We start from the raw sequence: 25,198 nt of genomic DNA on the forward strand, positions 1-25,198 counted from the left end.
GCTGCCCGCATGACAGGCGAACGAACCGCGATCAACCCGTGGACATGGTCGGTGGAGAGAGGCTTCAACCAGGGCGAGGTGGTCTCCGGGCACACCCGCACCCTGTATTGCTCCGGGCAGGCCTCGATGGGCGGCGACGGCCGGCCCGAGCATCTCGATGACCTGGCGGCGCAGCTGGACCTGAGCCTGGACAATCTGGAGGCCGTACTCGGCCGGGCCGGCATGTCCCTCGCGAACCTCGTCCGGCTCACCGTCCACACCACCGACGTCGACCGGCTCTTCGAGCATTACGGCGTGCTGGCCTCGCGCCTGGGCGCCGCCGGGGTGGCCCCGCCCACCACGATGCTCGGCGTCACCCGGCTCGCCCTCCCCGGCCTGATGGTCGAGCTGGAGGGGACCGCCGTGGAATGAGTCGCTAGGACGTCGCCGCTCGGAGGGGCCGGAAGAACGCCCGGATCTCCTCGGCCAGGACGGCCGGCTCCTCCAGCGCGGCGAAATGCCCGCCGCTCGCGAGTTCGGTCCAGCGGCGCACGTCGAAGGTCCGCTCGGCCATCTCCCGGGGCGGCTTTCCCTCGGGCACGAACTCGTTGGCGAAAACGGCGAAGCCGGCCGGCACCGGCACCGCGGTGGTGGCGGGGGACGGGTTCTGCCGCTCCTCGTAGTAGACCCGGGTCGACGAGTGGATCGTCTCGGTGACCCAATAGACGGTGAGGTTGGTCAGCAACTGGTCGCGGGTGAACCGGGACTCCACGTCGCCGCCGCAGTCGCTCCAGGCCCGGAACTTCTCGATGATCCACGCGGCCAGACCGGCCGGTGAGTCGGTCAGGCCGAAGGCGAGGGTCTGCGGCTTGGTCGCCTGCTGCAGGTGGTAGCTGCCCTCGGTCCGGTGCCAGTGCTCCTGCGCTTCGACGTACGCGCGCTCGGCCGGCGTCCACGGCTCGGGCGGCGCCGGGAACGTGTAGGCACTCAGGTGCAGCCCGATCAGCCGTTCCGGGTGCTGCCGGCCGAGCGCGACGGTTACCCCGGCCCCGATGTCGGAGCCGTGTGCCGCGAACCGGTCGTAGCCCAGGCCCCGCATCAGCCCGGCCCACCGGTCGGCGATGGCGGCCTTGGTCATGCCGGCCCGGTGCGGCCGGTCGGAGAAGCCGTAGCCCGGCAGCGAGGCGACAACCACGTCGAACGCGTCCTCGGCCTGCCCGCCGTGGGCGGCCGGGTCGGTGAGCAGCGGCAGCACGTCGAGGTGCTCGAGGAAGCTGCTGGGCCAGCCGTGCGTGAGGATCAGCGGGATCGGGTCCGGCCCCCGGCCGCGCTCATGCACGTAGTGCACGCCGAGCCCGTCGACCTCGGCCCGGAAGTGCGCCCACCGGTTGAGCTCGCGTTCCCGAGCCCGCCAGTCGAACTGCGTACCCCAGTAGGTGACCAGCTCCCGCAGATATCCCAGATCGGTCCCGTACGCCCAGCCGGCCCCGTCGACCGCGTCGGGCCACCGGATCCGCGCGATCCGCTCCCGCAGGTCGGTCAGTACCTCGTCGGCCACGGCGATCGTGAACGGTGTGGTCAGCACCGCCTCAAGCTAACACCGGTCGGAGGGCGGCCACGGCCTCGGCCAGGCGCGCCCGGGCCCAATCCTGCTGCTGGTGGCCGGTGCGCCCGCGATAGACCGCCTCGATCACCATCGTCAGGGTCAGGTGCAGGTTGTAGAGGCGGCGGCGGGCCCGCTCGTTCTCGGTGAAACGGCCCTTGCCGTATCCGCGGACGAAGGCGGTCGGGTTACCGAAGGCCCCGAGCTCGGTGGCGACGAAGCCGGCCTCGATCAGCGGGTCGCCGTAGAAGGCTCGTTCGTGGTCGATGACGCAGACGATCCGGCCGTCGCGGACCAGGACGTTGCTCGCCCACAGGTCCCACTCGACGAAGCGCGGCGAGCGCACCTCGTCCAGGCAGTCGGCGTGGGCGGTCACCAGCGCGCGGATCCCGGCGTAGTCGAGGTCGACCGCTCGCCGCGAACCGTCGTGCAGGACGTCCTCGAGCATGCCCAGGAAGCACTGCCGCCAGGTGGGCACGCCGGGGCCGGCGAGCGGGCCGAAGGCGGGACCGGCCAGCGCGTTCAGCGACCGGTTGGCCTCGCCCAGGGCGACATCCAGCCGGTCCTGCTCGCAGGCCGACAACGACGACCGGATGATCCCGTAGTTGTCGGCGTCCACGAAGGGCATGCAGAACCAGTCGGCGTCGACCAGCTCGCCGGACGTGTCCACGTAGTCGACCCGCGGCACCGGGACCGACGTGGACGACGAGATCAGGGCCAGGGCGGCCAGCTCGGTGGCCATCGCCCGGCGCTCGTAGGTCATCACCTCGACCCCGGCCGGCGGCGCCACCTTGAGCACCGCCTGGTATCCGTCGCGCAGCCGGAGCCGATAGGCCACGTTGAACCAGCCGTGGCCCAGCTCGTGCACCCACTCCTGCGGACCGGAAGGAACTTGATCCGGGCCGTAGGCCAGCGCGACCATCGCTCGCAGGGTGCCGGGCGACTGCCGGTTCTTGGTGATGCTCTCCATGGTGGCTCAGGATCCTACGTAGCCGGCCAGATGCTCGCCGGTCAGGGTGGCGCGGGCGGCGACGAGGTCGGCCGGCGTGCCCTCGAAGACGATCGTGCCGCCGTCGTGGCCGGCGCCCGGGCCCAGATCGATGATCCAGTCGGCGTGGGCCATGACCGCCTGGTGGTGCTCGATGACGATCACCGACTTGCCCGACTCGACCAGCCGGTCGAGAAGGCCGAGCAGATTTTCCACGTCGGCCAGGTGAAGACCGGTGGTCGGCTCGTCGAGGATGTAGACGCCGCCCTTCTCCGCCATCCGCGTCGCCAGCTTGAGCCGCTGCCGCTCGCCGCCCGACAACGTGGTCAGCGGCTGACCCAGCTTGAGGTAGCCGAGACCGACATCGGCCAGCCGCACCAGGATCGCGTGAGCCGGCGGCACCTTTCCGTCGCCCGCGCCGAAGAACTCGACGGCCTCGCTGACCGGCATCTCGAGGACCTCGCTGATGTCCTTGCCGCCGAACGTGTATTCGAGCACCGACGCGTCGAACCGCCGGCCCTCGCACACCTCGCAGGTGGTGGCCATGCTCGCCATCACGCCGAGGTCGGTGTAGATGACGCCGGCGCCGTTGCAGTTGGGGCACGCGCCCTCGCTGTTGGCACTGAAGAGCGCCGGCTTGACGCCGTTGACCTTGGCGAAGGCCTTGCGGATCGGTTCCAGCAGGCCCGTGTACGTCGCCGGGCTGCTCCGCCGCGAGCCGCGGATCGCCCCCTGGTCGACCGACACGACGCCCTCGCGCGGCGCCACCGAGCCGTGGATGAGCGAGCTCTTGCCCGAGCCGGCCACCCCGGTGACGACCACCAGCACACCGAGCGGGATGTCCACATCGACGTCGCGCAGGTTGTGGCTGGTGGCGCCGCGCACCTCGAGCGTGCCCGTCGGCCGGCGGACCTCGTCCTTGAGGGTGGACCGGTATTCCAGGTGGCGGCCGGTGAGCGTGTCGCTGGCCCGCAGCCCGTCGAGGCTGCCCTCGTAGACGACCTGGCCGCCCCCGCTGCCCGCACCCGGGCCGAGGTCGATGATGTGGTCGGCGATCGCGATGGCCTCGGGCTTGTGCTCGACGACCAGCACCGTGTTGCCCTTGTCGCGCAGCTGGACGAGCAGGTTGTTCATCCGCTGGATGTCGTGCGGGTGGAGCCCGATCGTGGGCTCGTCGAAGACGTACGTGACGTCGGTGAGCGCCGAGCCCAGGTGCCGGATCATCTTTGTCCGCTGGGCCTCGCCGCCGGACAGGGTGCCCGACGGGCGATCGAGCGAGAGGTAGCCGAGCCCGATCTGGACGAACGAGTCGAGCGTCTCGCCCAGCGCCGTGAGCAGCGGCGCCACCGACGGCTCGTCGAGCTCGCGGATCCAGTCGGCCAGGTCGCTGATCTGCATGGCGCAGCAGTCGGCGATGCTGACGCCCTTGATCTTCGAGGAGCGGGCGGCCTCGCTGAGCCGGCTGCCGTCGCACTCGGGGCAGGTCTTGAAGATCGCGACCCGCTCGATGAACGCCCGGACGTGCGGCTGCACGGAGTCGATGTCCTTCGACAGGAACGACTTCTGGATCGAGGGGACCAGACCCGCGTACGTGAGGTTGATGCCTTCGATCTTGACCTTGGTCGCCTCGCGGTACAGGAGGTCGTCCAGCTCCTTCTTGGTGAACTGCTTGATCGGCTTGTCCGGGTCGAAGAAGCCGACGCCCCGGAAGATGCGGCCGGACCAGCCGTCCATGCTGTAGCCGGGGATCGTGATCGCGCCCTCGTTGATCGACTTTTCCTCGTCGTACAGCTGGGAGAGGTCGATGTCGTTGACCGAGCCCCGGCCCTCGCAGCGCGGGCACATGCCGCCCAGCAGGCTGAAGGTGCGTTTCTCCTTGACCTCGCGGCCGCCCTTCTGCAGGGTGACCGCGCCGGCGCCGCTGACCGAGGCGATGTTGAAGGAGAACGCCTGCGGCGAGCCGACGTACGGCTTTCCGAGCCGGCTGAACAGGATGCGCAGCATGGCGTTGGCGTCGGTCGCCGTGCCGACGGTGGACCGGACGTCGCCGCCCATCCGCTCCTGGTCGACCAGGATGGCCGTGGTCAGCCCGTCGAGCACGTCGACGTCGGGCCGGGCCATCGACGGCATGAAGTTCTGCAGGAAGGCCGAGTAGGTCTCGTTGATCAGCCGCTGCGACTCGGCGGCGATCGTGCCGAAGACCAGCGAGCTCTTGCCCGAGCCGGAGACCCCGGTGAAGACGGTGAGGCGGCGTTTCGGGATCTCGACGCTGACGTCCTTGAGGTTGTTGACCCGTGCGCCGTGCACGCGGATCATGTCGTGGCTGTCGGCGTCGTGCATCCCCGGCTCCCTCGTTCGTCGGCTTCCCCGGGAACTCTAGGCAGGTGGTACGACAACCTGCTTCTCGATTCCTGATCAGGGAATGAGCAAGTCTGCCAGGTCGAAGGCGTCGCCGCGGGCCGGAAACAACGGCTGCCAGTCCGGTTCCAGACTCAGGAAGCTCGCCGGATCGGCCCGCAGCAGCCCCACCAGCACCTCGGCCACGATCCGGCCGCCCACCGGGCCCAGCCGGTCGCCCTTGTCACCCAGGTGCTCGGACTCCTTGAGGATGTAGAACCACAGCGGCGTGCCGTGCGGCCAGTCCGCACCGAGCTGATCGGGGCCGAGCGGCTGCACTCCCAGCAGCCGGGCCACCGCCTCGCCGCTGGGCAGCCGGGTCGTCTCCCCGCGCAGCAGGTCGCGGACGGCCAGCGACCGGTAGGCGGTGGTTGCCACGGCGCCGGTCACCTGTTCCGGCAGGCCGATGAGGCTGCCCGCGAGGCGGCCGTCGAGGCGCTTGGCGCGCTGGGCCGGCGGTCGGCCCGGCACGTCGAAGACCTGCGCGAGGTCGATGCGCTCGGCCGGCCGGAGCGGGCCGAACCCGACCAGGCCGGGAAAGAGCGGCACGACCGGACCGTCCTCGACCAGCCGGTAGGTGTGCCGGATCTGACCGTGTCCGTAGCGGAAGGCCGCGTCGGCGAACTCCAGCGGGATGAACGCCTCCCGCGACGCCGGGCGGAACCATCGGCCGCCGTCGGCCAGCACCTCCCGGGCCAGGCCGGCGCCGACCAGCCGGGGCAGGAAGTCGTGGACCACGATCCACTGGTAGTGCCAGGTCAGGGCGAGGCGCGCCCGGTCGAACACCTCCGGCTCGGCGGCCCGCCGCGAGGCCCGCAGATGGTCGACGATGCGGTTGTGCGCCTTGAGCAGGGCGACGTGCAGCGTCAGCGCGAAGCGGTGGGAGTCGTTGCGGGGGTCACCGATCAGGGCCACACCCTGCTGGTTGCGGGGCACGTCGTGGCCGTCCCCGGACAGCAGGAACTTGGCCGGATCCCTCGCGTCGAACAGGAACGGCGAGCCGACCGGGCCGTCGGCATAAAGCATCTCGAGGTCGAGCCGGGGCCCACGGGCGTTCTTCAGTGCCGCGGTGTCCGTGCCGCCCATCAGGGCCGAGCGGTCGGCGGTGATGTCGTGCGCGATCAGCTGGCCGAAGAACGGCCACCCGGCCGCCCCGGCGGCGTCGTCACCGCCCGGGGCCATCGCGTCGAGGACCCCGGCGGCGTCGCACACCCCGCCGCTGTCACCGGCGCGGATCAGCAGCTGGGGGTCGGTGCCGAGCGGCTCGAGACCTCCGAACATGCGGCCGTAACGGGCCGCGCCGGTGGGCCGGTCGACGGCCCGGACCAGGCTGAGGCAGTGGTTGACGGTCATGTCAGCTGTGACCGGACGGCACCCCGGGTTGTGACCAGGCCTGGATCCCGGTCAGCTCGCGGGTGGCCACCGCCGCCGGGGTCAGGCGGAGCAGGGCATCGCGCAGCGGGCTGCGGCTCTGCAGGAGCCGGCCGAGGGTCCGGGCCTTGCGGCTGAGGGCCTGGGTGCGCGGGCGGCGGGTCCGGTCGTACGCGTCGAGGGCCGCGTCGATCGGCAGTGCCCCGAGGAAATGGGTCAGGGTGGCCGCGTCCTCCAGAGCCAGGTTGGCCCCCTGACCGAGGTCGGGAGTCATGGCGTGGGCGGCGTCGCCGAGGAGCACCGTGGTGCCCCGGACAAAGGACGGCAGAGCCGCTACGTCGTGGATGTCGGTGCGCACGACCGTGGCCGGGTCGGTGGCGTCCAGGACGTCGGCGATCGGCGCGTGCCAGCGGTCGAAGCGGCGGCGAACCTCGGCGTACTCGTCCGGGAACTCCGTGCCGGCGGGCAGCGACACGACGCCGAACCAGTAGACACGCCCGTCGGGCAGCGAGGCCAGCCCGAAACGCTCACCCCGGCCGAGCGACTCACCGGCGCCGCCCAGCAGGTCGACCGGGCGGGTGGTGACGCCGCGCCAGCTCGTGTAGCCGCGGTAGCGGACCGGCGTCCCGCGGGTGGGCGACCGGAGCCCGTCGGCCGCCACCACCACGTCATAGCCGCCGGGGACGCCGTCCACCTTCTTTCCGTACGTGATCGTGCCCGGCTCGAGAAGGCCGGCGAGCACACGATGCAGGTCGGCCCGGTGCACGACGCGCAGGGCGCTGATCGCCTCGGGCGCGGTGGTGGCCAGCCAGCGGCCGTCACGGCGGCGCTGGCCGGTGGTGAGGTGCTGCGGCGCCGGGCCGGCGATGGTGCGGACGGCGTCGCCCGCACCCAGCAGGTCGAGCGCCCGGAAGCCGTTGGCGAACAGGGACAGACCCGCGCCGACCGGGGAGCTCGCGGGGGCGCGCTCGAAGACGCTGACGTCCCAGCCGTGTCGCTGCAGACCGATGGCGGTGGTGAGGCCGCCGATGCCGGCCCCGATGATCGCGACTCTACTCATGTAGAGGACTCTACGCGTGTAGAGTGGTCGGGTGAAGGTGTCTCCGAACACAGACCGTCGCCAGGCCATCGCCGACGCGGCCATCGCCCTGGTCGCCGCCGAGGGCCTGCGGTCGCTGACGCACCGCGCGATCGACCGGGCGCTCTCGCTGCCCGCCGGGTCGACGTCGTATTACGCGCGCACCCGGCGCCAGCTGATCGAGCTGATGGTCCACCGCCTGGCCGACCGCACAGTCACCGACATGTCCCCGCCCCCGCCGTCCTCGCCCCCGCCCCCGCCCTCGCCGTCGGACGGGCCCGCGTCGTTGCTGGATCGGCTGGCTGAACGCGCCGCCGACCATCGGGTGCGCTACGCGCTGATGGTCGATCTGGCCGGCGACCCGTCGCTGCATCCGCTGCTGACGACGGCGTCGCCGGCGCGGGTTCAGTTTCTCGCCGCCGCCGAGGCCACCCTGACCCGGGCCGGGGTGGCCGACCCGGCCCGGCACGCTCCGGGGCTGATCGCCCTGGTCGACGGCCTGCTCTTCGACCGGGTGGCCGGCTCGGCGATCGCCGGCGCGGGCGAGGTCATCGAGGCGTATCTGCGCGGTCTGCGGGGTACCGCCTGAGGCATGACCAGTAACGAGTTGGATGCCGACGAGCGCAACGCGCTGCCGGACAGCACCTTCGCGTTCCCGCGTGTCCGCAAGGAGCCACTGAACGACGCCCGCCACGTCCGAAACGCGATCGCCCGTTTCGATCAGGTCCGCGACGTGAGCGACCAGGAACGCGACGAGGCCTTCACCCGCATCAAGCGAGCGGCGAAGAAGTTCGGCGTCGAGATCACCGAGAGCAGCTGGAAGGAGCTGGGCAAGCCGTCCGCGGCCCGCCGCTCCTCCGACAAGCCCCGCCCCCAGGCGCCCAAGAAGGACCTGTACGCCGAGGCCCAGCGCCGCAAGGTCCCGGGCCGCTCCACCATGACGAAACAGCAGCTCATCGAGGCCCTGCGCCACCAGTGACCAGCAGCGCGGCCCGACGTCCGACCTCCCGTCGGCCTCCGGTCCCACGCCGACCCGACCCCACGCCGACCCGACCCCACGCCGACCCGACCCCACGCCGCCGATGATCCTGGGATCAACGGGGCCACCCTCGCCGGCGTCGACCCGCCTATGGTGGTCGCATGCTTCGACGCGAGAGCTGGACCACATGGTGGACCGCCCGCCACCGCCGGTGCGCGCAGCCGGCGGCGGTCCCGGGTGATCACGTGGTGCGTCTGCGGCGGGCGGGCCGTCGGTGGCGGCGCAGAGTCCGGCCCGAGGGGCTCGACCAGACGTATGCCCGGCGCCCGCGCACACGCTGAGGCCACGAGGCAGGCCGGCCGACGGGGAGGTTCAGCGATGTTCGTGGTGACCGGAGCCACCGGAAACGTGGGCGGGGAAGTCGTCACCGGGTTGGTCGACCGTGGCGTTCCGGTGCGCGCTCTGGTTCGCAACCCGTCGGCCGTGGCGCCGGTCGAGGGGGTGGAGTTCGTCCAGGCCGATCTCACCGACCCTGCCTCGGCGCGCGCCGCCATGTCGGGGGCGGCGGCCGTGTTCCTGCTGCCCGGCTATCCCGGCCTGGCCGCCGCCGCCGCGGCGGCCGGGGCGCGGCGCATCGTCCAGCTGTCCGGCGGCTCGGCCGGTTCCGGTGACGGATCGAATGCCGTCACCAAATACCTGAACGACACCGAGGCCGAGATGCGCGACAGCGGCCTGGAGTGGACCGTGCTGCGCCCGACTGCCTTCATGACGAACGCTCTGCGGTGGAAAGACCAGATCCAGGCGGGTGACGTGGTTCGCCTGCCGTTCGCCGACGTGCCGCTGGCTGTCGTGCACCCGCGGGATCTGGCCGCCGTCGCGGTCGTCGCCATGGTCGAGAGTGGGCACCAGTCGATGGTCTGCCGGCCGACCGGTCCGGCCGTGCTGTCGCTCGAGGAGCAGGTGGCCACCGTCGGCGAGTCGCTCGGACGGTCACTCCGCTTCGAGGCGCAGCCGAACGACGAGGCTCGGCGGGAGATGCTGAAGACCACGCCCGCCCCCTACGTCGCGGCGTTCTTCGACTTCTACGTCAACGGCTCGATCGACGAGACCACGGTCCGCCCCACGGTCGACGACGTCACCGGCCGGCCGCCGCGAACCTTCCGGGACTGGGCCGCCGAAAACGCCCACCGTTTCGCGTCCTGATCGTCCACCGCTAAGGCAATGACCCGGCATCAGAGGTCGGTCACGCTTACCGCGGCTCTCCAGAATCACCACGCGACTTCCCGTGGATCACCGCTACGGGCAATTGGTCCGAACTTGTGGCATCTCATTCAGCATATTGAGTGATCCGTCGAGTGTCGGGTTGGCGACTCGAGCAATTCAATACCAGTCGAATTGTCAGGCTGACCGGCAATTGCGCGGTGGGTCCGCACCTAGAATCACGGCCCGGATCGCTCGCCAGATCAAGGGGCCGCAGTGGGAGACAAGACGACCAAGACCGTGACGGCCGGGGTGATTGTCACCGTTGTGCTGGCGGTCTACGGCTTCGCCGCCGACACGGCCGGGCTGGCGACCTGGCTCGGATACGACGGTCCCCGCCCGTTCGCCCCGGACAACACCGTCAGCCCGGCCACTCAGAAGCCGCGGACCGACCCGACCACCACCGCCACCTCGGGGAAGCCGGGCAAGAAGCCGACAAAGCTCACCGCGAAGCCGCCGGACGCCGGCGATCCGCAGGAGCCCACCCCGACCCGGCCCACCAGAGTCGCGCAGCCGAAGGGGTCGCCGATGGGTGTCGCGCTCTCCGGATCGGCCCGGAGCACCGAGGTCGTCGACAGCCCGAACGGGTGCTCGATGGGCCGGTGCACGTTCCTCAAGGAAGCCGTCGCCATCGGTACCGATCGTTTCTCCACCGGCTGGACGATCAAATGCACGATCGGCTGCGGCGCCGATGAGTGGGTCGGCGTCAATTTGCGGCTCAACGGCGAATACTCGAGACTCACCGCAACTCTGGGCGTCGACAACTCGACCGATGCGGACCATCCGTTGATCCTCGATGTGATCAATGTGGCCGAGGACGAGGTGCTCGTCCATACGGAGTTGAAGTACGGCGAGGCGTACCGCTTGAAGGACTTCTCCGTCGCCGGCGTAGTGACTCTGCAGATCCGCTTCACCGGCGCGCTGAGCCGGGCTCACGGCGCGGTCGGCGCCCCGGTCGTCTACCGCTGACAGCGCGCCGCCCCGGTGCTCACGACTTCACCCCTGGACGGCGATGCTGCCTCAGCGGGATGGGCGCAGCGGCAGTGGCTCGCCGTTGATGAGGCGGCGGCCGGCCTCGACCTTCGCGTCACCGGGGTCGTCGAGGCGCCACAACCGGGCCAGCTTCTCGGCCTCGTCCCAGCCGTATCCGGCGCCGAAGTAAGCATTCAGCGGATCCCGGCCGCTCGCCGTGTCCGGAGCCGTCGGCGGCCCGGAAACGGGCGGCGACGACACACGGGAGCCGCCCGAGGTGGCCGGCCGCCCGGGCGCGGGCAGTGACGACGCGCGCGGTGACGACGGGGGGAGCGCGGTCGAGGTGGCCGGCTGCCCGGGCGCGGGCAGTGACGACGCGCGCGGCGACGACGGGGGGAGCGCGGCCGAGGTGGCCGGCTGCCCGGATGCGGGCGGCGACACGTCCCGGACCCCGACCGAGGTGGCCGGCGGTTGCGCCACCCCGCCCTGGATGAAACCGTGCATCTGCACCAGACCGGCGACCAGCCCGGCACTCAGCGCCACGCTTCCGGCCGACCGCACGAACACGTTGCGCCGCCGGTAGATCCGCGCCAGCAACTCGACGCGAGCCCACACAGCCGCCCGGTCGGCGACCCGGTCTGGCGCCAGTCGCTCGTGCTCCTCCATCGCCTCGCGGAGCCGGTCCTCATCCTCGAACACACTGCTTAGACGCAGCTCAAAGCACTTTTGTGCAGTCCGCTCAGGTGAAGGTCGGGGCGGTGGTGCGGCGCGCCGACGGGGGCAGGCCGGCGGAGGCCAGCAGGGCCAGTTTGTCGGCGTCGGCGGACTGGGCGTCGGGGTGATAGATGACCAGCATCAGGCTGGTGGTCCCGTTGATGGCCAGGCGCTCGCGGTTGAGGGTCAGCTCGCCCACCTGGGGGTGGTTGATCCGGATTGGGGTGCCGCGTTGGCTTCGCACTTCGTGGCGGGCCCACAGCTGCCGGAATCGGGGGCTGGCCAGCGAGAGCTCGCCGGTCAGCTCGATGAACCGGGGGTCGTCGATGTCGTTGCCGACGGCCTGACGCAGGTTGGCCACGAAACATTCCGTGACGTTCTCCCACTCGGGGTGCAGTGCCTGCTCGGCCGGGTCGAGGAAGAGGGCCCTCAGCTGATTGGCGCCGGGGGTGAAGCTGGGGGAGAGCGCCCGGGCCAGATCGTTCGACGCCAGGACGTCGAAGTAGCGGTCCTCGATGAGGGCGGGCTGGAGGAGCGAGTTCAGCAGCTTGAGCGCGCCGGCCGGTGGTGTCTCCTTGCGCGGCCGGCGCTTGTGCCGCCGGGAGACCTCCGACACCAGCGTCAGCAGGTGGGCGAAGTGGTCCTCGTCCAGGTGCAGCACGCGGGCGATCGACTCGAGCACCGGCAGGGAGGGGTTGCGGTTGCGGCCGCGTTCCAGCCGCAGGTAGTAGTCGGCGCTGATGCCGGCGAGCATGGCGACCTCTTCGCGCCGCAGCCCGGGCACCCGCCGCACGCCGCCGTCGGGGATGCCCGCCTGCTGCGGTGTCACCAGCTCGCGCCGGGCCCGCAGGAACGCGCCGAGGGCATTCGTCGTCTCGCTCACCAGGCCAGCTTAGGTCCGGGCCCGGCAGATAGCGGGGGGCCTGCGATACCCCTGGCACCGGAGTGCTCTGGTTCCGGCCGGTGACCGTGCCTAGCGTTCGGAACGGCCCGATCGGGCTGAGCGGGGCGTGAGGAGAAGCAGATGACCGTCACACTGATCACCGGAGCCAACAAGGGCATCGGTTTCGAGACCGCCAAGCAGTTGGTGGAGCTGGGTCACGTCGTTTATGTCGGCGCGCGGGACGTCGAGCGCGGCGAGAAGGCGGCGGCGACCCTGGGCGCGCGATTTGTGCAGCTCGATGTGACCGATGACGTATCGGTGCGGAGCGCGCTGGCGGTGATCGAGGCGGCCGAGGGCCGGCTCGACGTTCTGGTGAACAACGCGGGCGTTCTCGGGGCGGGCGACGTCGACGGGCCGAAGGCTCTCGAGGTGTTCGACATCAACGCCGTGGGAATCATCCGGGTCACCCAGGCGGCACTGCCGCTGCTGCGGAAGTCCGGCAATGCCACGGTGGTCACCGTTTCCAGCAGCATGGGGTCTTTCTGGGCGGTGACCAACCCCGATCGGCCCGAGTCCGGACTGCCGCTGCCGCTCTATGCCGCGTCCAAGGCGGCGGCCACCATGCTCACCATCCAGTACGCCAAGTCGGAGCCGGGCATCAGGTTCAACGCCATCGAGCCCGGCCCGACGGCCACCGACATGACCGCCGCCTTCGGCATCGGCCGCTCCCCGGTGGACAGCGCCGCGGTCGTCGTCCGGATGGCCACGCTCGGCCCGGACGGCCCGACCGGGACGTTCTCGGACGAGTCCGGGGAGCTGCGCTGGTAGTCAGCGGCCGGCGGGAGTGCGCGGTGCCACGGGCGTGGCGACGACGAACGAGCTGTGCGTCTGGCCGTACTGCAGGAACTGGTCGAGGACCGGTTCGAGGTCTTCGATGGCCGCCACGTGGACCTTGATCAGGAAGCAGTCCTCGCCCGAGATGCGGTGGCATTCGCTGACCTGCGGGATGCGGGCCGCGAGATCCGCGATCCGTCCCAGCTGGCCGGGGCCGGGCCGGACCCGCACCCAGGCGGCGACCGGCAGGCCGATCGCGGCCGGATCGACGTCCAGGCGGTAGCCGCGGATGACGCCGGTCTCCTCGAGCCGCGAGAGCCGCTCCCGGACGGCCGGGGCGGACATGCCGATCCGGCGCGCCAGCTCGGCCGCGGTGGCCCGCGGGTCGGCGTCGAGGAGGTCGAGCAGCCGCACATTTGTCTCGTCCAGCAGCGGCTTTCCCGGAAGAAAGCCGTTTCCGCCGTCGCTTTTCTGCATCGCCATCTCGGGGCGCCTTCGCCTTCGATCATTCATGGCTTCGGGTCGATCGTTTTTCGAGAATAGACGCATGAGAGTGCAGCGAGTACCGCCGCACGTTTACTTCGTGGTCAGCGCGGTCTTCCACTATCTGGGGCCGGCGCTGGCGGTCCTGGTCTTCGCGCGCATCGGTGTGCTCGGGGTGGCCTGGCTGCGGATCGCGACCGCTGCCGTGGTGTTCGCGGTGTGGCGCCGGCCGTGGCGGCTGTGGGCGCGACTGGATCGTTCCACCCGGTGGCTGCTGATCGGGTGGGCGGCGGTGCTCGCGGTCATGAACAGCGTGTTCTACCTGGCGGTCGATCGGCTCCCGCTGGGCACCGTGGCGGCCATCGAGTTCCTGCCGGTGATCGCGCTGGCCGCCTTCGCCGCCCGGACCCGGCGCAACGCGGTCGCCCTGGTCGGCGCGGTCGCCGGGGTCTATCTGCTGACCGACGTCCGGCTGGTGGCCGAACCGCTCGGCATCGTCTTCGCCGGCGCCAACGCCGTGCTGTTCGCGCTCTACATCGTGCTGGGCCACCGGGTGGCCCGCGGCGGGCAGGTGCCGGGCATCGACGGGCTGGCCCTGTCGATGCTGATCGCCACCGTCATCGCCCTGCCCATCGGCATCGGGCAGGCGGTGCCCGCCTTCGGCGACCCGGTCGCGCTGGCCGCGGCGGCCGGCGTGGGCATCTGCTCCTCGGTCATCCCGTACGTCAGTGACCAGCTCGCCATGGCCCGGCTGTCCCGGGCCACCTACGCCCTGATGGTGTCGCTGCTGCCGGCCACCGCCACGGTCGTCGGCGTCCTCGTTCTCACCCAGATCCCGAGCCTCGCCGAAGTGGCCGGCGTCGTGCTGGTCGTGGCCGGCGTGGCCCTGCACGAGGAACGGCCGCCCTCCCCCGTCAGCGACGAGGAAGGGCGGCCGGCTCGGTCGGGTTAGGCGGGCTCGATCCAGATGTTGCGGTAACGCACGTTGGCGCCGGGGTCGCCGTGGTCCTGGAAGCGGATCGGCAGCGTGGCGGCGCTCTCGGCGGCGCCGTTGCCGGTGGGGCCGTCGATGGTGATGTTGTTGTGGACGGTCACGCCGTTCCAGACCACGGTGACCCGGGCCTGCTCGGTCTTGGTGGAGCCGTTCCAGCGGGCGGCGCGGAAGGTGACGTCATAGGTCTGCCACGTCTCCGGTGCGGTGCCGGCGTTGGTGGTCGCCGCTCGCTTCTGATAGATGGCGGCCGAGTCGTCGTTGGCCAGGACCGCCTTGCCGTACGTGTCGAGGACCTGAAGCTCGTAGCGGTCCTGCAGATAGATGCCGCTGTTGGCCCGTTGCTGACCGGTCACGTCGGCCGGCAGGTTGGGCAGCCAGAACTCGGCGTGCAGCTTGAAATCGCCGTACGTCTGCTTGGTCCGGATGTCCCCGCCGAGCACCTCGGCCGAGCCGCCGGAGACCGGCCACGTCACCGCGCTGCCGTCGGCGTTCTGGAAGGCACCCAGGCCGCCGCCGTCGAAGAGCGTGACCCGGCTCGGACCGTTGTGGGTCCAGCGCTGCTGAGCCACGTCGGCCCACTCCCAGATCTGGATCTGCGTGCCGTCGGCGCTCGCCCCGCCGGCCACGTCCAGCACCTTGCCCGACTGCGGGTTGAGCAGCGAGCCGTTGGCCTGGGCGGTCCACACCTGGGCGGTGCTGTTGTTGCAGGTGTAGAGCTGCACCTTGGTGCCGTTGGCGGTGCCGGCGTTGTCGATGTCCAGGCACTTGCCGAGCGCCCGCAGCGTGTCACCCTCCCGCGTCCAGCTCTGCGCCGACGTGTTGTTGCAGGTGTGCAACTGCACCTTGGCGCCGTTGGCCGAGCTCGCGTTGTCCACGTCGAGGCACTTGCCACCGATCCCGGTGATGGTGCCGGTGCGTGACCCGGTGGCCGCGCCGGTGGTGCCGATGGTGAGGCTGTCGAGGTTGACGTGGCCGACGTCGCCGGTGTCGACCCGGTAGGCGATGGTGTTGCCGCCCGCCCGCAGGGTCGCGGTGTCGGTCAGGGTGGCCCAGGTGTCCCAGTTGCCGGTGTCGGCCAGGCTGACCTGTTTCACCTTGGTGCCGTTGACATAGAGGCTGATCGTCTTGGCCCCGGCCGACGGGTTCGGGCCGTTGCTGTAGCGCAGCGAGGTCGGGTACGCGCCGGCCGTCGGCACGTTCACGGTGAAGGTGGTGGCGGCGCCGGCCGCGTTGTGCCCGGCCGAGAAGCCCGAGCCGGTGTATCCGGTGTGGTCGGTGCCGACCGACGTGCCGGGGCTGAGGCCCGACCACTCCGCCTCGACCCGGTCCGATTTGAGGGTGGTGCCGTTGACCAGGCTGTTCAGCGTGTACCAGGCCTCGGTGCTCCACAGGGAGGAACCCGACGCCGAGCTGAACGGGCGCGGCGAGCGGACGTGCACGACCCGGCCCGGCTTGAGACCGGCCAGCTTGAGCGTCACCTTGAGCTTGTCGGCCGACAGGGTCGCCGAGCTGACCGTGAGCGTCTCCTCGTCGATCTTGGGGCCGCCGTACTCCGGCGTCGGCTGGTAGCGCCACTGCTTGGCCCGGTAGCGCGTGGCCAGCTGGGCGGCGGTGGCGTCCGAGACGGGCTGGGTGTATTCCAGCTCGAAGCCGTCGGCGATGGCCCGCATGGCCTTGATGTCGAACACACTCGTCGAGTTGGGCGTGAGCTTCTGCAGCCCGTACGTCAATTTGCCTTCCTGCCCCCAGTTGCCGCCCGCGCCGAGCCCGCCGGCGTAGAGCGCGCCGTCCGGACCCTGGCTGAGCCGGAGCACGCCCATCTCCAGGCCCTGGGTCAGCCGGAAGACCGCGCCCTGATACTGGCCGTTGACCTTCTCCAGATAGGCGCGCTGGACCCCGCCGTACGTGACGTCGCCGAACAGCATCTGGCCGGAGTAGGGCCCGGAGTTCAGCATCACCGGGGTGCTCGGCGAGTTCGCGATCTCGTTCTGCGGCAGCCACAGCACCGGCGGGGTCACCGGCTGCTGATCGAACGGGCCGTCCGGGTTGGTGTAGTGGCCGAAGAAGCGATCCTGCTTGACCTGCACCAGTTTGGAGGCGGGCAGCCAGCCACCCTGGTTGTCCAGCACGAAGATGTCACCGTCGGGTCCGAAGGTGAGCCCGTCCGGGGTGCGCAGGCCACCGGCGACGTACTGCACGGCCCCGGTGGTCCGGTTGATCTTCAACGTGGTGCCGCGGTTGGGCGAGCCCTGCGGTTCGGTGGTCGCGCCGCCCAGGTTGATCGAGACGGACAGGTTCAGGTAGAAGAAGCCGTCCTGATAGAGCAGCCCGAACGCGAACTCGTGGAAGTTGCCGTCGAACGGCCAGGTGGCGACCCGGCGGTACTGGTCGATGGTGCCGTCGCCGTTGGTGTCGTTGAGCTCGGTCAGCTCGTGCTTCTGCGACACGTAGATCTTGCCGTCGACGATCTTGAGACCCATCGGCTCGCGCAGTCCGGTCGCGATCTTCTTGTACGTGACCTGGCTGGGCGACGTGGAGCCGGAGACCCCGCTGAGCACGTAGACCTCACCGGCCACCGTGTCGCTGCCACCCCAGGTGGCGATGGCCAACCGGCCGTCCGGGAACCAGTCCATCGCGCTGACCTGCGGCTGGAAGCCGGACGGGCGCAGGTTGGTCAGCGTGTAGCCGGGGTGCACGCCGGTCAGCGGCAGGCCGTCGCCGGGACTGTCCCCGGCGGTCTCGCACTCCTTGCGGCCGGGCGCGGTCACCCGCACCACGCCGGCGTCGGTGCTCAGCACACTGTTCGGGACCACCGCGTACGCGGTCGCGCCCGGCGGACGCCACTCGAGGGTGAGCTGCTGGCCGCCGTCGCGCTCGAAGTAGTCGATGCGCAGCGCGTGGTAGCCGGCGGTCAGGGTGACCGTGCCCTCCTTGGCGGTGGCCCCGTGCGCGCCGTCGTGGTTGATCACGGTCGCGTTGTCGATCAGCAGCCGGGAGCCGTCGTCGCTGGTCAGCCGGAAACCGTACGATCCGGCCGTGGGGACGTTGACGTTGCCGATCACCTCGGACTGGAAGCGGTCCTCGAGGCCGAAGTCGGCGGCGGTCGTCCAGTTGATCGTGGACAGCTTCTTGTCGATGTTGGGGGTCTGACCGGGCTTGAGCGCGCAGATCGAGTCGCGCGTGGTCTGCAGGTCGTAGGTGCGCAGGGTGACGCCGGGCTCCTGTGCGGGAACGGCGGCGGCGACGGCGGGTAGGGCGGGCAGGAGCCCCGCGAGGGTGACTACGGCGAGCAGCGCTAACTGCGTTTTCTTCATCAGACCGCCCAGGCTTCGACATGGATCGATGCCTGGAGACGGTAGGCCGACTTCTGTATGCCCGTCCATAACTTTGGCGCAATTATCGAAAAGTCTTGTTAATTGTTGTGAAACTTAACGGTCACAATGCTCCCAAGCCCGACTGAAAGGCGAAGACGACGAGCTGGGCCCGATCGCGGGCACCGAGCTTGGTCATCGCCCGGCTCACGTGGGTGCGGGCCGTGGCCGGGCTGACCATCAGCTGCTCGGCGATCTCGTGATTGGTCAGGCCGCGCGCGACGAGGGTGACGATCTCGCGCTCACGGTCGGTGAGGCGGGCCAGATCGGGGTGCGGGGCCGACGAGCGCGGCGCCGCGGCGGTGAACTCGCGGATCAGGGTGCGGGTGACCGACGGGGCCAGGAGCGCGCCGCCGTCGGCGACGGTGCGGACGGCGTCGAGCAGGGCCGGCGGGCTGGTGTTCTTGAGCAGGAAGCCGGCGGCTCCGGAGCGCAGAGCCGTGAAGACGTACTCGTCGTGCTCGAACGTGGTCAGGACCAGGACCTTGGTCGCCGTCAGAGCCGGGTCGGCGACGATCCGGCGGGTGGCCTCCAGACCGTCGATGCCGGGCATCCGGATGTCCATGAGCACGACGTCGGGGCGGGCGCGGCGGCTCTCGGCCACGGCGGCCAGGCCGTCGGCTGCCTCGGCGACCACCGCGAAGCCGTCCGAGGACTCGAACAGGGCGCGCAGACCGAGGCGTACGAGTTGCTGGTCGTCGGCCAGCAGCACCGAGATCACCGGCGGGCCTCCCGGGGGATGCGGGCGTGGACGGTGAAGATGCCGTCGGCGGCGCCGGCCGCGAACGTGCCGCCGGCCCCCTCGACGCGCCGGCGCATGCCGGTGATGCCGAACCCGTCAGCATGGCCGCTCCCGGGCGCCGGGTTGGAGACCGACAGGTCAACCCCTTCCGTACGGTGGTGGATCGCCACCCGGGCCTGCCGGGCCGCCGCGTGCTTGACCACATTGGTCAGCGCTTCCTGCAGCACCCGGTAGGCCGTCGGGGGTAGCGTGCCCGCGGTGCCGCCGACGACCAGATCGACGTCGACGCCGGCCGCCCGCACCCGGGTGAACAGGTCGTCGACCTGAGCCGGGCCGGGCACGGGGGCGAGGCCGGCGAGGGTGGCGCGGAGCTCGGTCAGGGCCTCGGAGCTGGCGGCACTGATCGCGGTCAGCGCCTCGTGAGCCATCTCGGGCCGGGTGTCGCGCAAGTGCAACGCGATGTCGGCCTGCATCTGGATCGCGGCCAGGCCGTGCCCGACGACGTCGTGCACCTCGTGAGCGACCCGCAGGCGCTCGGCGTCGGCGATGCGGCGCTCCGACTCGGCCCGCTCCCGGGTCTGCGCGTCCACCACCTGGCGGCGGGCGGCGCCGATCGTGAACGGCACGACCACCCAGGCCAGACCCGGGGTCAGGCCGGAGAGCGGGTCCTGGAAGAGGTGCAGCAGCAGGACGATCAGCGCGGGCACCGACCAGGCGGCGGCGCGCCGGAGCGGCCGGGCGCGGGCCACGCCGTAGACGCAGACGGCGAAGGCCAGCAGGATCGGGCCGTACGGGTAACCGATGACCAGGTACGCCGAGGTGGTGGCGGCCGCCGTGAGCAGGGCCGGGCCGGGCCACCGGTGGCGCAGCAGGGTGACCGCCGCGGTGGCGGCCACCAGCACGGCCGCCAGGGCGTCGACCGGGCGGTCCGTGGGGCGCAGCTCGTCGAGCACCGGGAGCGTGGCCAAGCCGGCCGCGGCCAGGGCGACCGGGACGGCCAGGTCACGTGCTCGCATGTGCTCACCGTGCCATGGGGGCGGCCGTGGTGCGTACGTCGGAGGGCGTACGTCCCGGCGCGGACGCGTCCCGGCCGGGAGCGGGACAGGCTGGGGGAATGAATCTGCGACCGGCACACCGGAAGTTCTGGCTCGTGCTGCACATCCTGTCGGCGAGCGCGTGGATCGGGGTCGACGTGATGGTGGCGGTCCTGGTCGGTGCCGGCGAGCTCGGTGGCTCCTCGCGAGGACTGGCCTATCAGGCGCTGGGGTCGTTCGTGGTGTGGCCGATGCTCGTGTCCGGGCTGGTCTGCCTGGTGACCGGGCTGGTGCTGGGGCTGGGCACGAAGTGGGGACTGGTGCGCTACTGGTGGGTGGCGGTCAAGCTGGTGCTGAACGTGGTGTTGTGCACGCTCATCCTGGTGCTGCTCCGGCCCGGCATGCCGGCGATCCGGGCGTACGGGGAGAGGTTGTCCGCCGGTGAGTCGGTCTCGTTCGACGTGAGCAGGCTGATCATGCCGCCGATCGTGTCGCTGACGTTGCTGAGCCTGGCGACGGTCCTGTCGGTCTACAAGCCGTGGGGACGAGTGCGGCGCCGAACGTCGTCCCGCCGCGCGGAGCCGGTTGGGCGCGGTGTGGAGCCGGCTGGGCGGGGTGTGGAGCCGGTTGGGCGCCGGGGGGAGTCGGTTGGGCGCCGGGGGGAGTCGGTTGGGCGGGGTGTGGCGTCGGTTGGGCGCCGGGAGGAGTCGGCTGCTCGGCTTGCGGATGAGGCTTCGGGTCAGCGGGCGAGGCAGGCGACGGCGAAGAGGGCGGCCAGGACGCCGTAGAGGTGGACGGTGTGGAGTCGCTCGCGCAGCAGTGATCGGTTGAGCAGGAGGGTGACGGCCGGGTAGAGGGACGCGACGACGGCGGCGGGAGCCAGGGTCCTCGAGGCGGCCACGATGAAGGACGCGTCGGCGAGGGCGTCGGTGGCGCCGATGAGGAAGACCGGCACGGCGATCCGCAGACCGAGGTACCAGGATGCCGGCGGCCGCAAGGTGGCCTGTGGACGAAACCCGACCTGTGGACAAGGCTCTTCCGAGCCCGTTGCGGACGTAGGTTCAGCCACGTCCCTGGGTGGGCGGGGGAGGCGGTGGCTTACGGCGATCATGAGAAGCACGGCGGAAACGCCCCCGGTCATCCGGGCCAGCGCGGTCGCCCAGACCGGGTCCGTGGCCGACGCCTCGTGCAGCAGGACGAAATAGACCCCCAGCCCGATCGCCGCAGCCAGGGCGCACACCTGCGCCGAGACGCGCATCCGGCCCTGGGCGGCCACCGGCCAGCTCGCCATGGTCACCCCGATCAGCCCGACCACGACGCCGAGCGCGGCCACCACCCCCAGCCGTTCGCCGTGCACCAGTCCCCAGCCGACCGGCACCAGCGCCGCGATGGCCGCCACCGGCGCCACCACGACCAGCGACCCGTCCCGCATGGCGCGATAGAGCAAGCCCATCGCCGGCAGACCGACCATCCCGGCCACGACGCCCAGCCACAGCCGGGGGTCGTCCGGCAGGGGCACGCCGCGGGCCAGGACCACCACCATCGCCAGCAGCATGGCGGCGATCTTGGAGCCGATCAGGATCGTCAGGACGGGGATCCGGCGGGCCAGCAGCCCCGCCAGGAAGTCGGAGATCCCCCATGCCGCGGCGGCCAGCGCCGCGAAAGTCATCACCCAGGCCACGACAGTGCGGGGTTCCGGTCGCCGGGGCTGGATACACGTGAGGGCATGCGGCGATGATGCCGACCGGAAAGCCGCAGGTCAGTCGCCCGCAGGAGGCCGCCCGACCAGCCGACCCCAAAAGACGCGGCCCGCCTCCGGTGGGAGACGGGCCGCGGGAAACGACGATCAGGGAAGCGTCCAGCGCTGGTTCGTGCCGGCGAAGCACTCCCAGATCTGCAGGCGGGTGCCGTTGGCCGACGAGTTGTTCGACGCGTCCAGGCACTTGTTGCTGACCGGGTTGCGCAGGGTGCCGTTCGACTGGGCCTGCCACTGCTGAGCCCCGGTGCCGTTGCAGTCGTAGATCTGCACCAGCGAGCCGTTGGCGGTGCCGGCGGCGGCCACGTCCAGGCACTTGCCCAGGCCGCGGATCGTGCCGTCGGTGCCGACCGTCCAGTTCTGCGCGGTGCTGCCGTTGCAGTCGTAGAGCTGGACCGCGGTGCCGTTGGCGCTGCTGGCGGCGGCGATGTCGACGCACTTGCCGGCGACACCGGTGATCCGGCCGGTGCGGCCCGACGGCGGCGGAGTGGTCGGCCCGCTGCCGCCCATCACGGTCTCGTAGATCGCGCTGACCAGGGAGTTCGCGCCGGTGGCGTCCTGCGAGAGCTCCCAGTTCATGATGCCGCCGGCGTTCGCCAGGGCCCACTGGGTCTTGCGGCGGATCGTCGGCAGGCCGTTGTAGCACTCACCCGACGGGGTGCAGTCCCGGTTGGCGTTCGCCGGGTCCTGCGCGACCAGCTGGGCGTACGTGAGGTAACCGGGCCGGCTGTAGAACGGCACACCCAGCACCGTCTTGGCCTTGGGCAGGCCCCGGTTCTTCCAGAAGTTGGCCGACGCGATCGACCAGTCGTAGTTCGCGTGCGGCGACCCACCGTCGTACGCCATGATGTTGAGCCAGTCGACGTAGCCGAAGACCGCCGGCTGCACGCCGTTGGCCGTGCCGCCCTCGCTCACGACCGCCGCTGTGAGCAGCTTGCCCTCGTTGTGCAGGGCGGTGCTGAGCTGCTGCATGAGCGCCGTGTAGTTGTTGCCGGAGGTGCCCGGGTCCGGGTACTCCCAGTCGATGTCGATGCCGTCGAGCCCGTACTGCCGCACGGTGTTCATGACGTTGGTGACGAACGTCGTGCGGGTGCCGGCGTTGGCGGCGAGCGACTCGAACGCGGAGTCGTTGCCGTCGTTCCAGCCGCCGATGGCCAGCGAGACCTTCACGTTGTTCTGGTGGCCGAGCGTGACGAGCTGCTGCAGCTTCGCCGTGTTCTCGATCGCCTGCAGGGTGCCGTTGGCGTTGGGCAGCGCGAACGAGTAGTTGATGTGGGTCAGCTTCGAATACTGGACGCTCGTGACGTTGCCGGCCCACGACGGCATGTAGCCGACGCTCTTGAAGCCGTTGGGCAGGACGGCCGCCTGCGAGGTGCCTTGGACCGAGAGCGCCGTGATCGTGCCGACGGCGGCGACGGTGAGCGCGGCGGCGGCTGACACCCACCGGCTCCTTCTTCTGATTGCCATGGGGATGGTGACCCTTCGTGTCCGGCGCCAGGGGAGGGCGCCGTGGGGATGACTTGCGGGCCACCAAATATTAGGAAGGCTTACTAATAAACGTCAATATAAGAAACGATCGAAGTCTCACCGTCCTTCGAACTCCGGCGGTCGCCGTTCCAGAAACGCCCGCTGTCCTTCCCGCTCGTCGGCCGAGCCGGCGGTCGCGGCGATCAGGTCGTGCGCGCGGGGAACCAGGGCCGGGTGCGCCGCCGCCTTGATCGCTGCCTTGGCCGCGCGCACGGCGAGCGGGGCGTTGCCGGCGATCGACGTCGCCACCGCCAGCACGTCGGCTTCGAGACCGTCCGCGGGCACCAGGCGATTGACCAGTCCCGCGGCCAGGGCTTCGCGGTCCGAGTACGCCCGGGCGGTGAACAGCATCTCGCCGGCGTGCCCGGGCCCGACCACGTGCACGAGCGTCTGCGCCAGCGCGAACGGGTACCCGATGCCGAGCCGGGCCGCGGGGATCCCGAACGTGCTGCCCTCGGCCGCGATGCGCAGGTCGGCGCTGAGCGCGAGAGCCATCCCGGCGCCGAAGCAGTGCCCGCGGATCATCGCGATCAACGGCGTGGTCAGCCCGCTCAGCGTCTCGAACAACCCGGTCAGCGTCGCCTCCCAGTTCTCCCGGGCGGCCAGCGAGTCGTGGTGCGCGGCGAACTCCGAGATGTCGGCACCGGCCGTGAACGTCTCACCGGCCCCGGTCACCACGACGGTCCGCACGTCCGGGTCCAGATCCATTTCCCGTACGGCGGAGGCGAGCGCGGCGAGCATCGCGGTGGACAGGGCGTTACGGCGAGCCGGGTTGCTCATGGTGACCCACCCGACGCCGTCGCGGACCGCGGAGACGATCTCTGGCACCCGCGTCACGCTACCCGGGCCGGCGGAGTCACCCCGTCCGGCCGGTCTTCGCGCGAGAGCCGGTGAGTCCCTGGGCGGTCGCGGCCCGCACCGGCAGGAGCAAAAGGATCGACAGGACCAGGGCACCGCCGAGGCCGGCCGCATTACCGATCTTGTCGATGGTGGGGAAGACCTCGAGGTGCAGCATGTGCCAGAGGAAGTGGATCGCGTTGAACATCAGCCAGGCCCCGCCGGTGACCCGCATGGCGTCGTCGGTCGGGCGCCGCCAGGCCCACACGCTGAGCACCAGCATCGCCAGATAGAGCGCCCCCGTGTCGCGGGTCAGATGCTCGTTGTACGGGCCGAGCGCCGACACCCAGTTACGGCCGGGCCCCGGGAAGTCGTGGTAGAACGACAGCGGGAAAGCCGCCGCCCACGTGCCCACCACCGCCGCCATGACAGCCAGCGCCAGGGCGACCCAGCGTTTCGCGGTGAGGGTCATCGGGTGCCCGCCCACTCGTCGAAGGTGATCCCGCCCTGCCGGTGGTCGCCGACCGGCAGCAGCCCGCCGCGCGCCATCGCCCGCGAGGCGGCGTCGGGCAGCGGAACTCTCAGCACGAGCCTGCCCCGGGCGATGCGCCGCATCATGTCGGCCATCTCGAGCACCTCGGGGCCGGCCAGCTCGGGGGCGCGCCCCTGAGCCGGCCCCTCGGCGAGCCGGACGAGCTCGGCCGCGACGTCGGCGGCGGCGACCGGCCGGGTGACCATCGACGGCACCACCTTCACCGGGCCGGGGACGCGCTCGATCATCTGCTCGGCGAACTCGTAGAACTGCGTCACCCGCAGGACGGTGACCGGGATCGGGCCGGCGAGGGCCACCTCCTCCTGGCGGAGCTTGCCCGCGTAGTAACCCGAGTGGACGCGGTCGACCCCGACGATCGACACCACCACGTAGTGCCGGACGCCCGCCCGCTGCTGAGCGGCGAGCAGATTGCGCGTCGTGGCCTCGAAGAAGTCGATCGCGGCCCGGCGGTTGAGCGTCACGTGATTGGCCGCGTCGATGACCACGTCGACGCCGCGCAGCGCCTCATCGAGCCCGGCGCCGGTGGTCAGATCGACCCCACTCGACCGCGCCATCACCACAACTTCATGACCCGCCGCCCGCGCCTGCGCCACGACCAGTGTGCCGAGCCGGCCGGTACCTCCGGCGACCGCCATCCTCATAGTGTCCGTCCCTCTCGTCGATTCGTTGCCCGAAGCAGGGACGAGAAGGCCAAAGCCGGTGTGACACGGTGTGGCGAGCGCCATAGCGCGGCCATGGGACAACCCCCGCGGCGATGCCCGGCACCGCCGGCAGTGTGGGCGCGCATCCGCGCGGCGAACGTCGTGGGCGTGCATCCGCGCGGCGAACGTCGTGCGCGCGCAA

Annotated in this window: 24 protein-coding genes; 8 read left to right on the top strand and 16 right to left on the bottom strand. The window is 71.0% G+C overall.

Annotated elements, in window-relative coordinates:
* The first annotated feature begins 9 nt into the window (after positions 1–9).
* Positions 10–411 carry a RidA family protein gene (locus NAG42_RS14585; RefSeq protein WP_250030774.1) on the top strand — a complete coding sequence of 134 codons (402 nt, stop codon included), beginning with the start codon at positions 10–12 and terminating at the stop codon, positions 409–411.
* Positions 412–415: 4 nt separating this feature from the next.
* Here NAG42_RS14585 and NAG42_RS14590 read toward each other — a convergent pair whose 3' ends face one another.
* The 5 genes from NAG42_RS14590 to NAG42_RS14610 form a co-directional block, all read right to left on the bottom strand.
* Positions 416–1,564, bottom strand: coding sequence for an epoxide hydrolase family protein (locus NAG42_RS14590; RefSeq protein WP_250030775.1), 1,149 nt, complete (start codon positions 1,562–1,564; stop codon positions 416–418).
* A 4-nt stretch (positions 1,565–1,568) separates the two neighbouring features.
* Positions 1,569–2,552 carry a phosphotransferase family protein gene (locus tag NAG42_RS14595; protein ID WP_250030776.1) on the bottom strand — a complete coding sequence of 328 codons (984 nt, stop codon included), beginning with the start codon at positions 2,550–2,552 and terminating at the stop codon, positions 1,569–1,571.
* Between the two features lie 6 nt (positions 2,553–2,558).
* Positions 2,559–4,910: an ATP-binding cassette domain-containing protein gene (locus NAG42_RS14600; protein ID WP_250030777.1), complete on the bottom strand. Its 2,352-nt coding sequence runs from the start codon at positions 4,908–4,910 to the stop codon at positions 2,559–2,561.
* Positions 4,911–4,985: 75 nt separating this feature from the next.
* Positions 4,986–6,320: a peroxidase family protein gene (locus NAG42_RS14605; RefSeq protein ID WP_250030778.1), complete on the bottom strand. Its 1,335-nt coding sequence runs from the start codon at positions 6,318–6,320 to the stop codon at positions 4,986–4,988.
* 1 nt (position 6,321) lies between these two features.
* Positions 6,322–7,398, bottom strand: coding sequence for an FAD-dependent oxidoreductase (locus NAG42_RS14610; protein WP_250030779.1), 1,077 nt, complete (start codon positions 7,396–7,398; stop codon positions 6,322–6,324).
* A gap of 31 nt (positions 7,399–7,429) precedes the next feature.
* Between NAG42_RS14610 and NAG42_RS14615 the strand changes: the two genes are divergently transcribed.
* From NAG42_RS14615 to NAG42_RS14630, 4 genes are all read left to right on the top strand, one after another.
* Positions 7,430–8,005 carry a TetR/AcrR family transcriptional regulator gene (locus tag NAG42_RS14615; RefSeq protein WP_250030780.1) on the top strand — a complete coding sequence of 192 codons (576 nt, stop codon included), beginning with the start codon at positions 7,430–7,432 and terminating at the stop codon, positions 8,003–8,005.
* A gap of 3 nt (positions 8,006–8,008) precedes the next feature.
* Positions 8,009–8,395, top strand: coding sequence for a DUF6582 domain-containing protein (locus NAG42_RS14620; protein ID WP_250030781.1), 387 nt, complete (start codon positions 8,009–8,011; stop codon positions 8,393–8,395).
* A 378-nt stretch (positions 8,396–8,773) separates the two neighbouring features.
* The gene (locus NAG42_RS14625) at positions 8,774–9,598 is read left to right on the top strand and encodes an NAD(P)H-binding protein (protein ID WP_250030782.1); all 825 of its coding nucleotides are present in this window, start codon (positions 8,774–8,776) and stop codon (positions 9,596–9,598) included.
* A gap of 273 nt (positions 9,599–9,871) precedes the next feature.
* Positions 9,872–10,624 (top strand): hypothetical protein, encoded by a 753-nt coding sequence (locus NAG42_RS14630; RefSeq protein WP_250030783.1) that lies wholly within the window; start codon positions 9,872–9,874, stop codon positions 10,622–10,624.
* Positions 10,625–10,675: 51 nt separating this feature from the next.
* Here the strand turns inward: NAG42_RS14630 and NAG42_RS14635 are convergent, their stop codons facing one another.
* Positions 10,676–11,326 carry a hypothetical protein gene (locus tag NAG42_RS14635; protein ID WP_250030784.1) on the bottom strand — a complete coding sequence of 217 codons (651 nt, stop codon included), beginning with the start codon at positions 11,324–11,326 and terminating at the stop codon, positions 10,676–10,678.
* A gap of 40 nt (positions 11,327–11,366) precedes the next feature.
* Positions 11,367–12,224 (bottom strand): helix-turn-helix domain-containing protein, encoded by an 858-nt coding sequence (locus NAG42_RS14640; RefSeq protein WP_250030785.1) that lies wholly within the window; start codon positions 12,222–12,224, stop codon positions 11,367–11,369.
* A 141-nt stretch (positions 12,225–12,365) separates the two neighbouring features.
* Between NAG42_RS14640 and NAG42_RS14645 the strand changes: the two genes are divergently transcribed.
* A complete protein-coding gene (locus NAG42_RS14645) occupies positions 12,366–13,052 on the top strand; it encodes an SDR family NAD(P)-dependent oxidoreductase (RefSeq protein WP_250030786.1) in 687 nt (228 codons plus the stop codon).
* On the opposite strand, the gene NAG42_RS14650 is transcribed toward NAG42_RS14645, so the two are convergent.
* Positions 13,053–13,541 carry an Lrp/AsnC family transcriptional regulator gene (locus NAG42_RS14650; RefSeq protein WP_250030787.1) on the bottom strand — a complete coding sequence of 163 codons (489 nt, stop codon included), beginning with the start codon at positions 13,539–13,541 and terminating at the stop codon, positions 13,053–13,055.
* Positions 13,542–13,605: 64 nt separating this feature from the next.
* On the opposite strand from NAG42_RS14650, the gene NAG42_RS14655 reads away from it, so the two are divergent.
* Complete coding sequence (locus NAG42_RS14655; RefSeq protein ID WP_250030788.1) at positions 13,606–14,493, top strand: EamA family transporter; 888 nt, start codon at positions 13,606–13,608, stop codon at positions 14,491–14,493.
* On the opposite strand, the gene NAG42_RS14660 is transcribed toward NAG42_RS14655, so the two are convergent.
* The 3 genes from NAG42_RS14660 to NAG42_RS14670 form a co-directional block, all read right to left on the bottom strand.
* Entirely contained in the window at positions 14,490–17,849 is a 3,360-nt protein-coding gene (locus NAG42_RS14660; protein WP_250030789.1) for a 3-keto-alpha-glucoside-1,2-lyase-like domain-containing protein, read from the bottom strand. The genes NAG42_RS14655 and NAG42_RS14660 overlap by 4 nt on opposite strands.
* 121 nt (positions 17,850–17,970) lie before the next feature.
* On the bottom strand, positions 17,971–18,627 hold the full coding sequence (locus NAG42_RS14665) for a response regulator (RefSeq protein WP_250030790.1): 657 nt from the start codon (positions 18,625–18,627) through the stop codon (positions 17,971–17,973).
* Positions 18,624–19,664 carry a sensor histidine kinase gene (locus tag NAG42_RS14670; RefSeq protein WP_250030791.1) on the bottom strand — a complete coding sequence of 347 codons (1,041 nt, stop codon included), beginning with the start codon at positions 19,662–19,664 and terminating at the stop codon, positions 18,624–18,626. Before NAG42_RS14670 ends, NAG42_RS14665 begins: the two co-directional genes overlap by 4 nt.
* Positions 19,665–19,762: 98 nt before the next feature.
* On the opposite strand from NAG42_RS14670, the gene NAG42_RS14675 reads away from it, so the two are divergent.
* The gene (locus NAG42_RS14675) at positions 19,763–20,470 is read left to right on the top strand and encodes a hypothetical protein (RefSeq protein ID WP_250030792.1); all 708 of its coding nucleotides are present in this window, start codon (positions 19,763–19,765) and stop codon (positions 20,468–20,470) included.
* Here NAG42_RS14675 and NAG42_RS14680 read toward each other — a convergent pair.
* The 5 genes from NAG42_RS14680 to NAG42_RS14700 form a co-directional block, all read right to left on the bottom strand.
* Positions 20,422–21,351: an EamA family transporter gene (locus NAG42_RS14680; protein ID WP_250030901.1), complete on the bottom strand. Its 930-nt coding sequence runs from the start codon at positions 21,349–21,351 to the stop codon at positions 20,422–20,424. The genes NAG42_RS14675 and NAG42_RS14680 overlap by 49 nt on opposite strands.
* A 177-nt stretch (positions 21,352–21,528) precedes the next feature.
* The gene (locus NAG42_RS14685) at positions 21,529–22,878 is read right to left on the bottom strand and encodes a glycosyl hydrolase family 18 protein (RefSeq protein ID WP_250030793.1); all 1,350 of its coding nucleotides are present in this window, start codon (positions 22,876–22,878) and stop codon (positions 21,529–21,531) included.
* A 144-nt stretch (positions 22,879–23,022) separates the two neighbouring features.
* The gene (locus NAG42_RS14690; RefSeq protein ID WP_250030794.1) at positions 23,023–23,793 is read right to left on the bottom strand and encodes an enoyl-CoA hydratase-related protein; all 771 of its coding nucleotides are present in this window, start codon (positions 23,791–23,793) and stop codon (positions 23,023–23,025) included.
* Positions 23,794–23,821: 28 nt separating this feature from the next.
* Positions 23,822–24,274: a hypothetical protein gene (locus tag NAG42_RS14695; protein WP_250030795.1), complete on the bottom strand. Its 453-nt coding sequence runs from the start codon at positions 24,272–24,274 to the stop codon at positions 23,822–23,824.
* The gene (locus NAG42_RS14700; protein ID WP_250030796.1) at positions 24,271–24,990 is read right to left on the bottom strand and encodes an SDR family oxidoreductase; all 720 of its coding nucleotides are present in this window, start codon (positions 24,988–24,990) and stop codon (positions 24,271–24,273) included. Before NAG42_RS14700 ends, NAG42_RS14695 begins: the two co-directional genes overlap by 4 nt.
* Between the last annotated feature and the right edge of the window lie 208 nt (positions 24,991–25,198).

This window comes from Paractinoplanes maris (assembly GCF_023544465.1).
GTDB classification, from domain to species: Bacteria; Actinomycetota; Actinomycetes; order Mycobacteriales; family Micromonosporaceae; genus Actinoplanes; species Actinoplanes maris.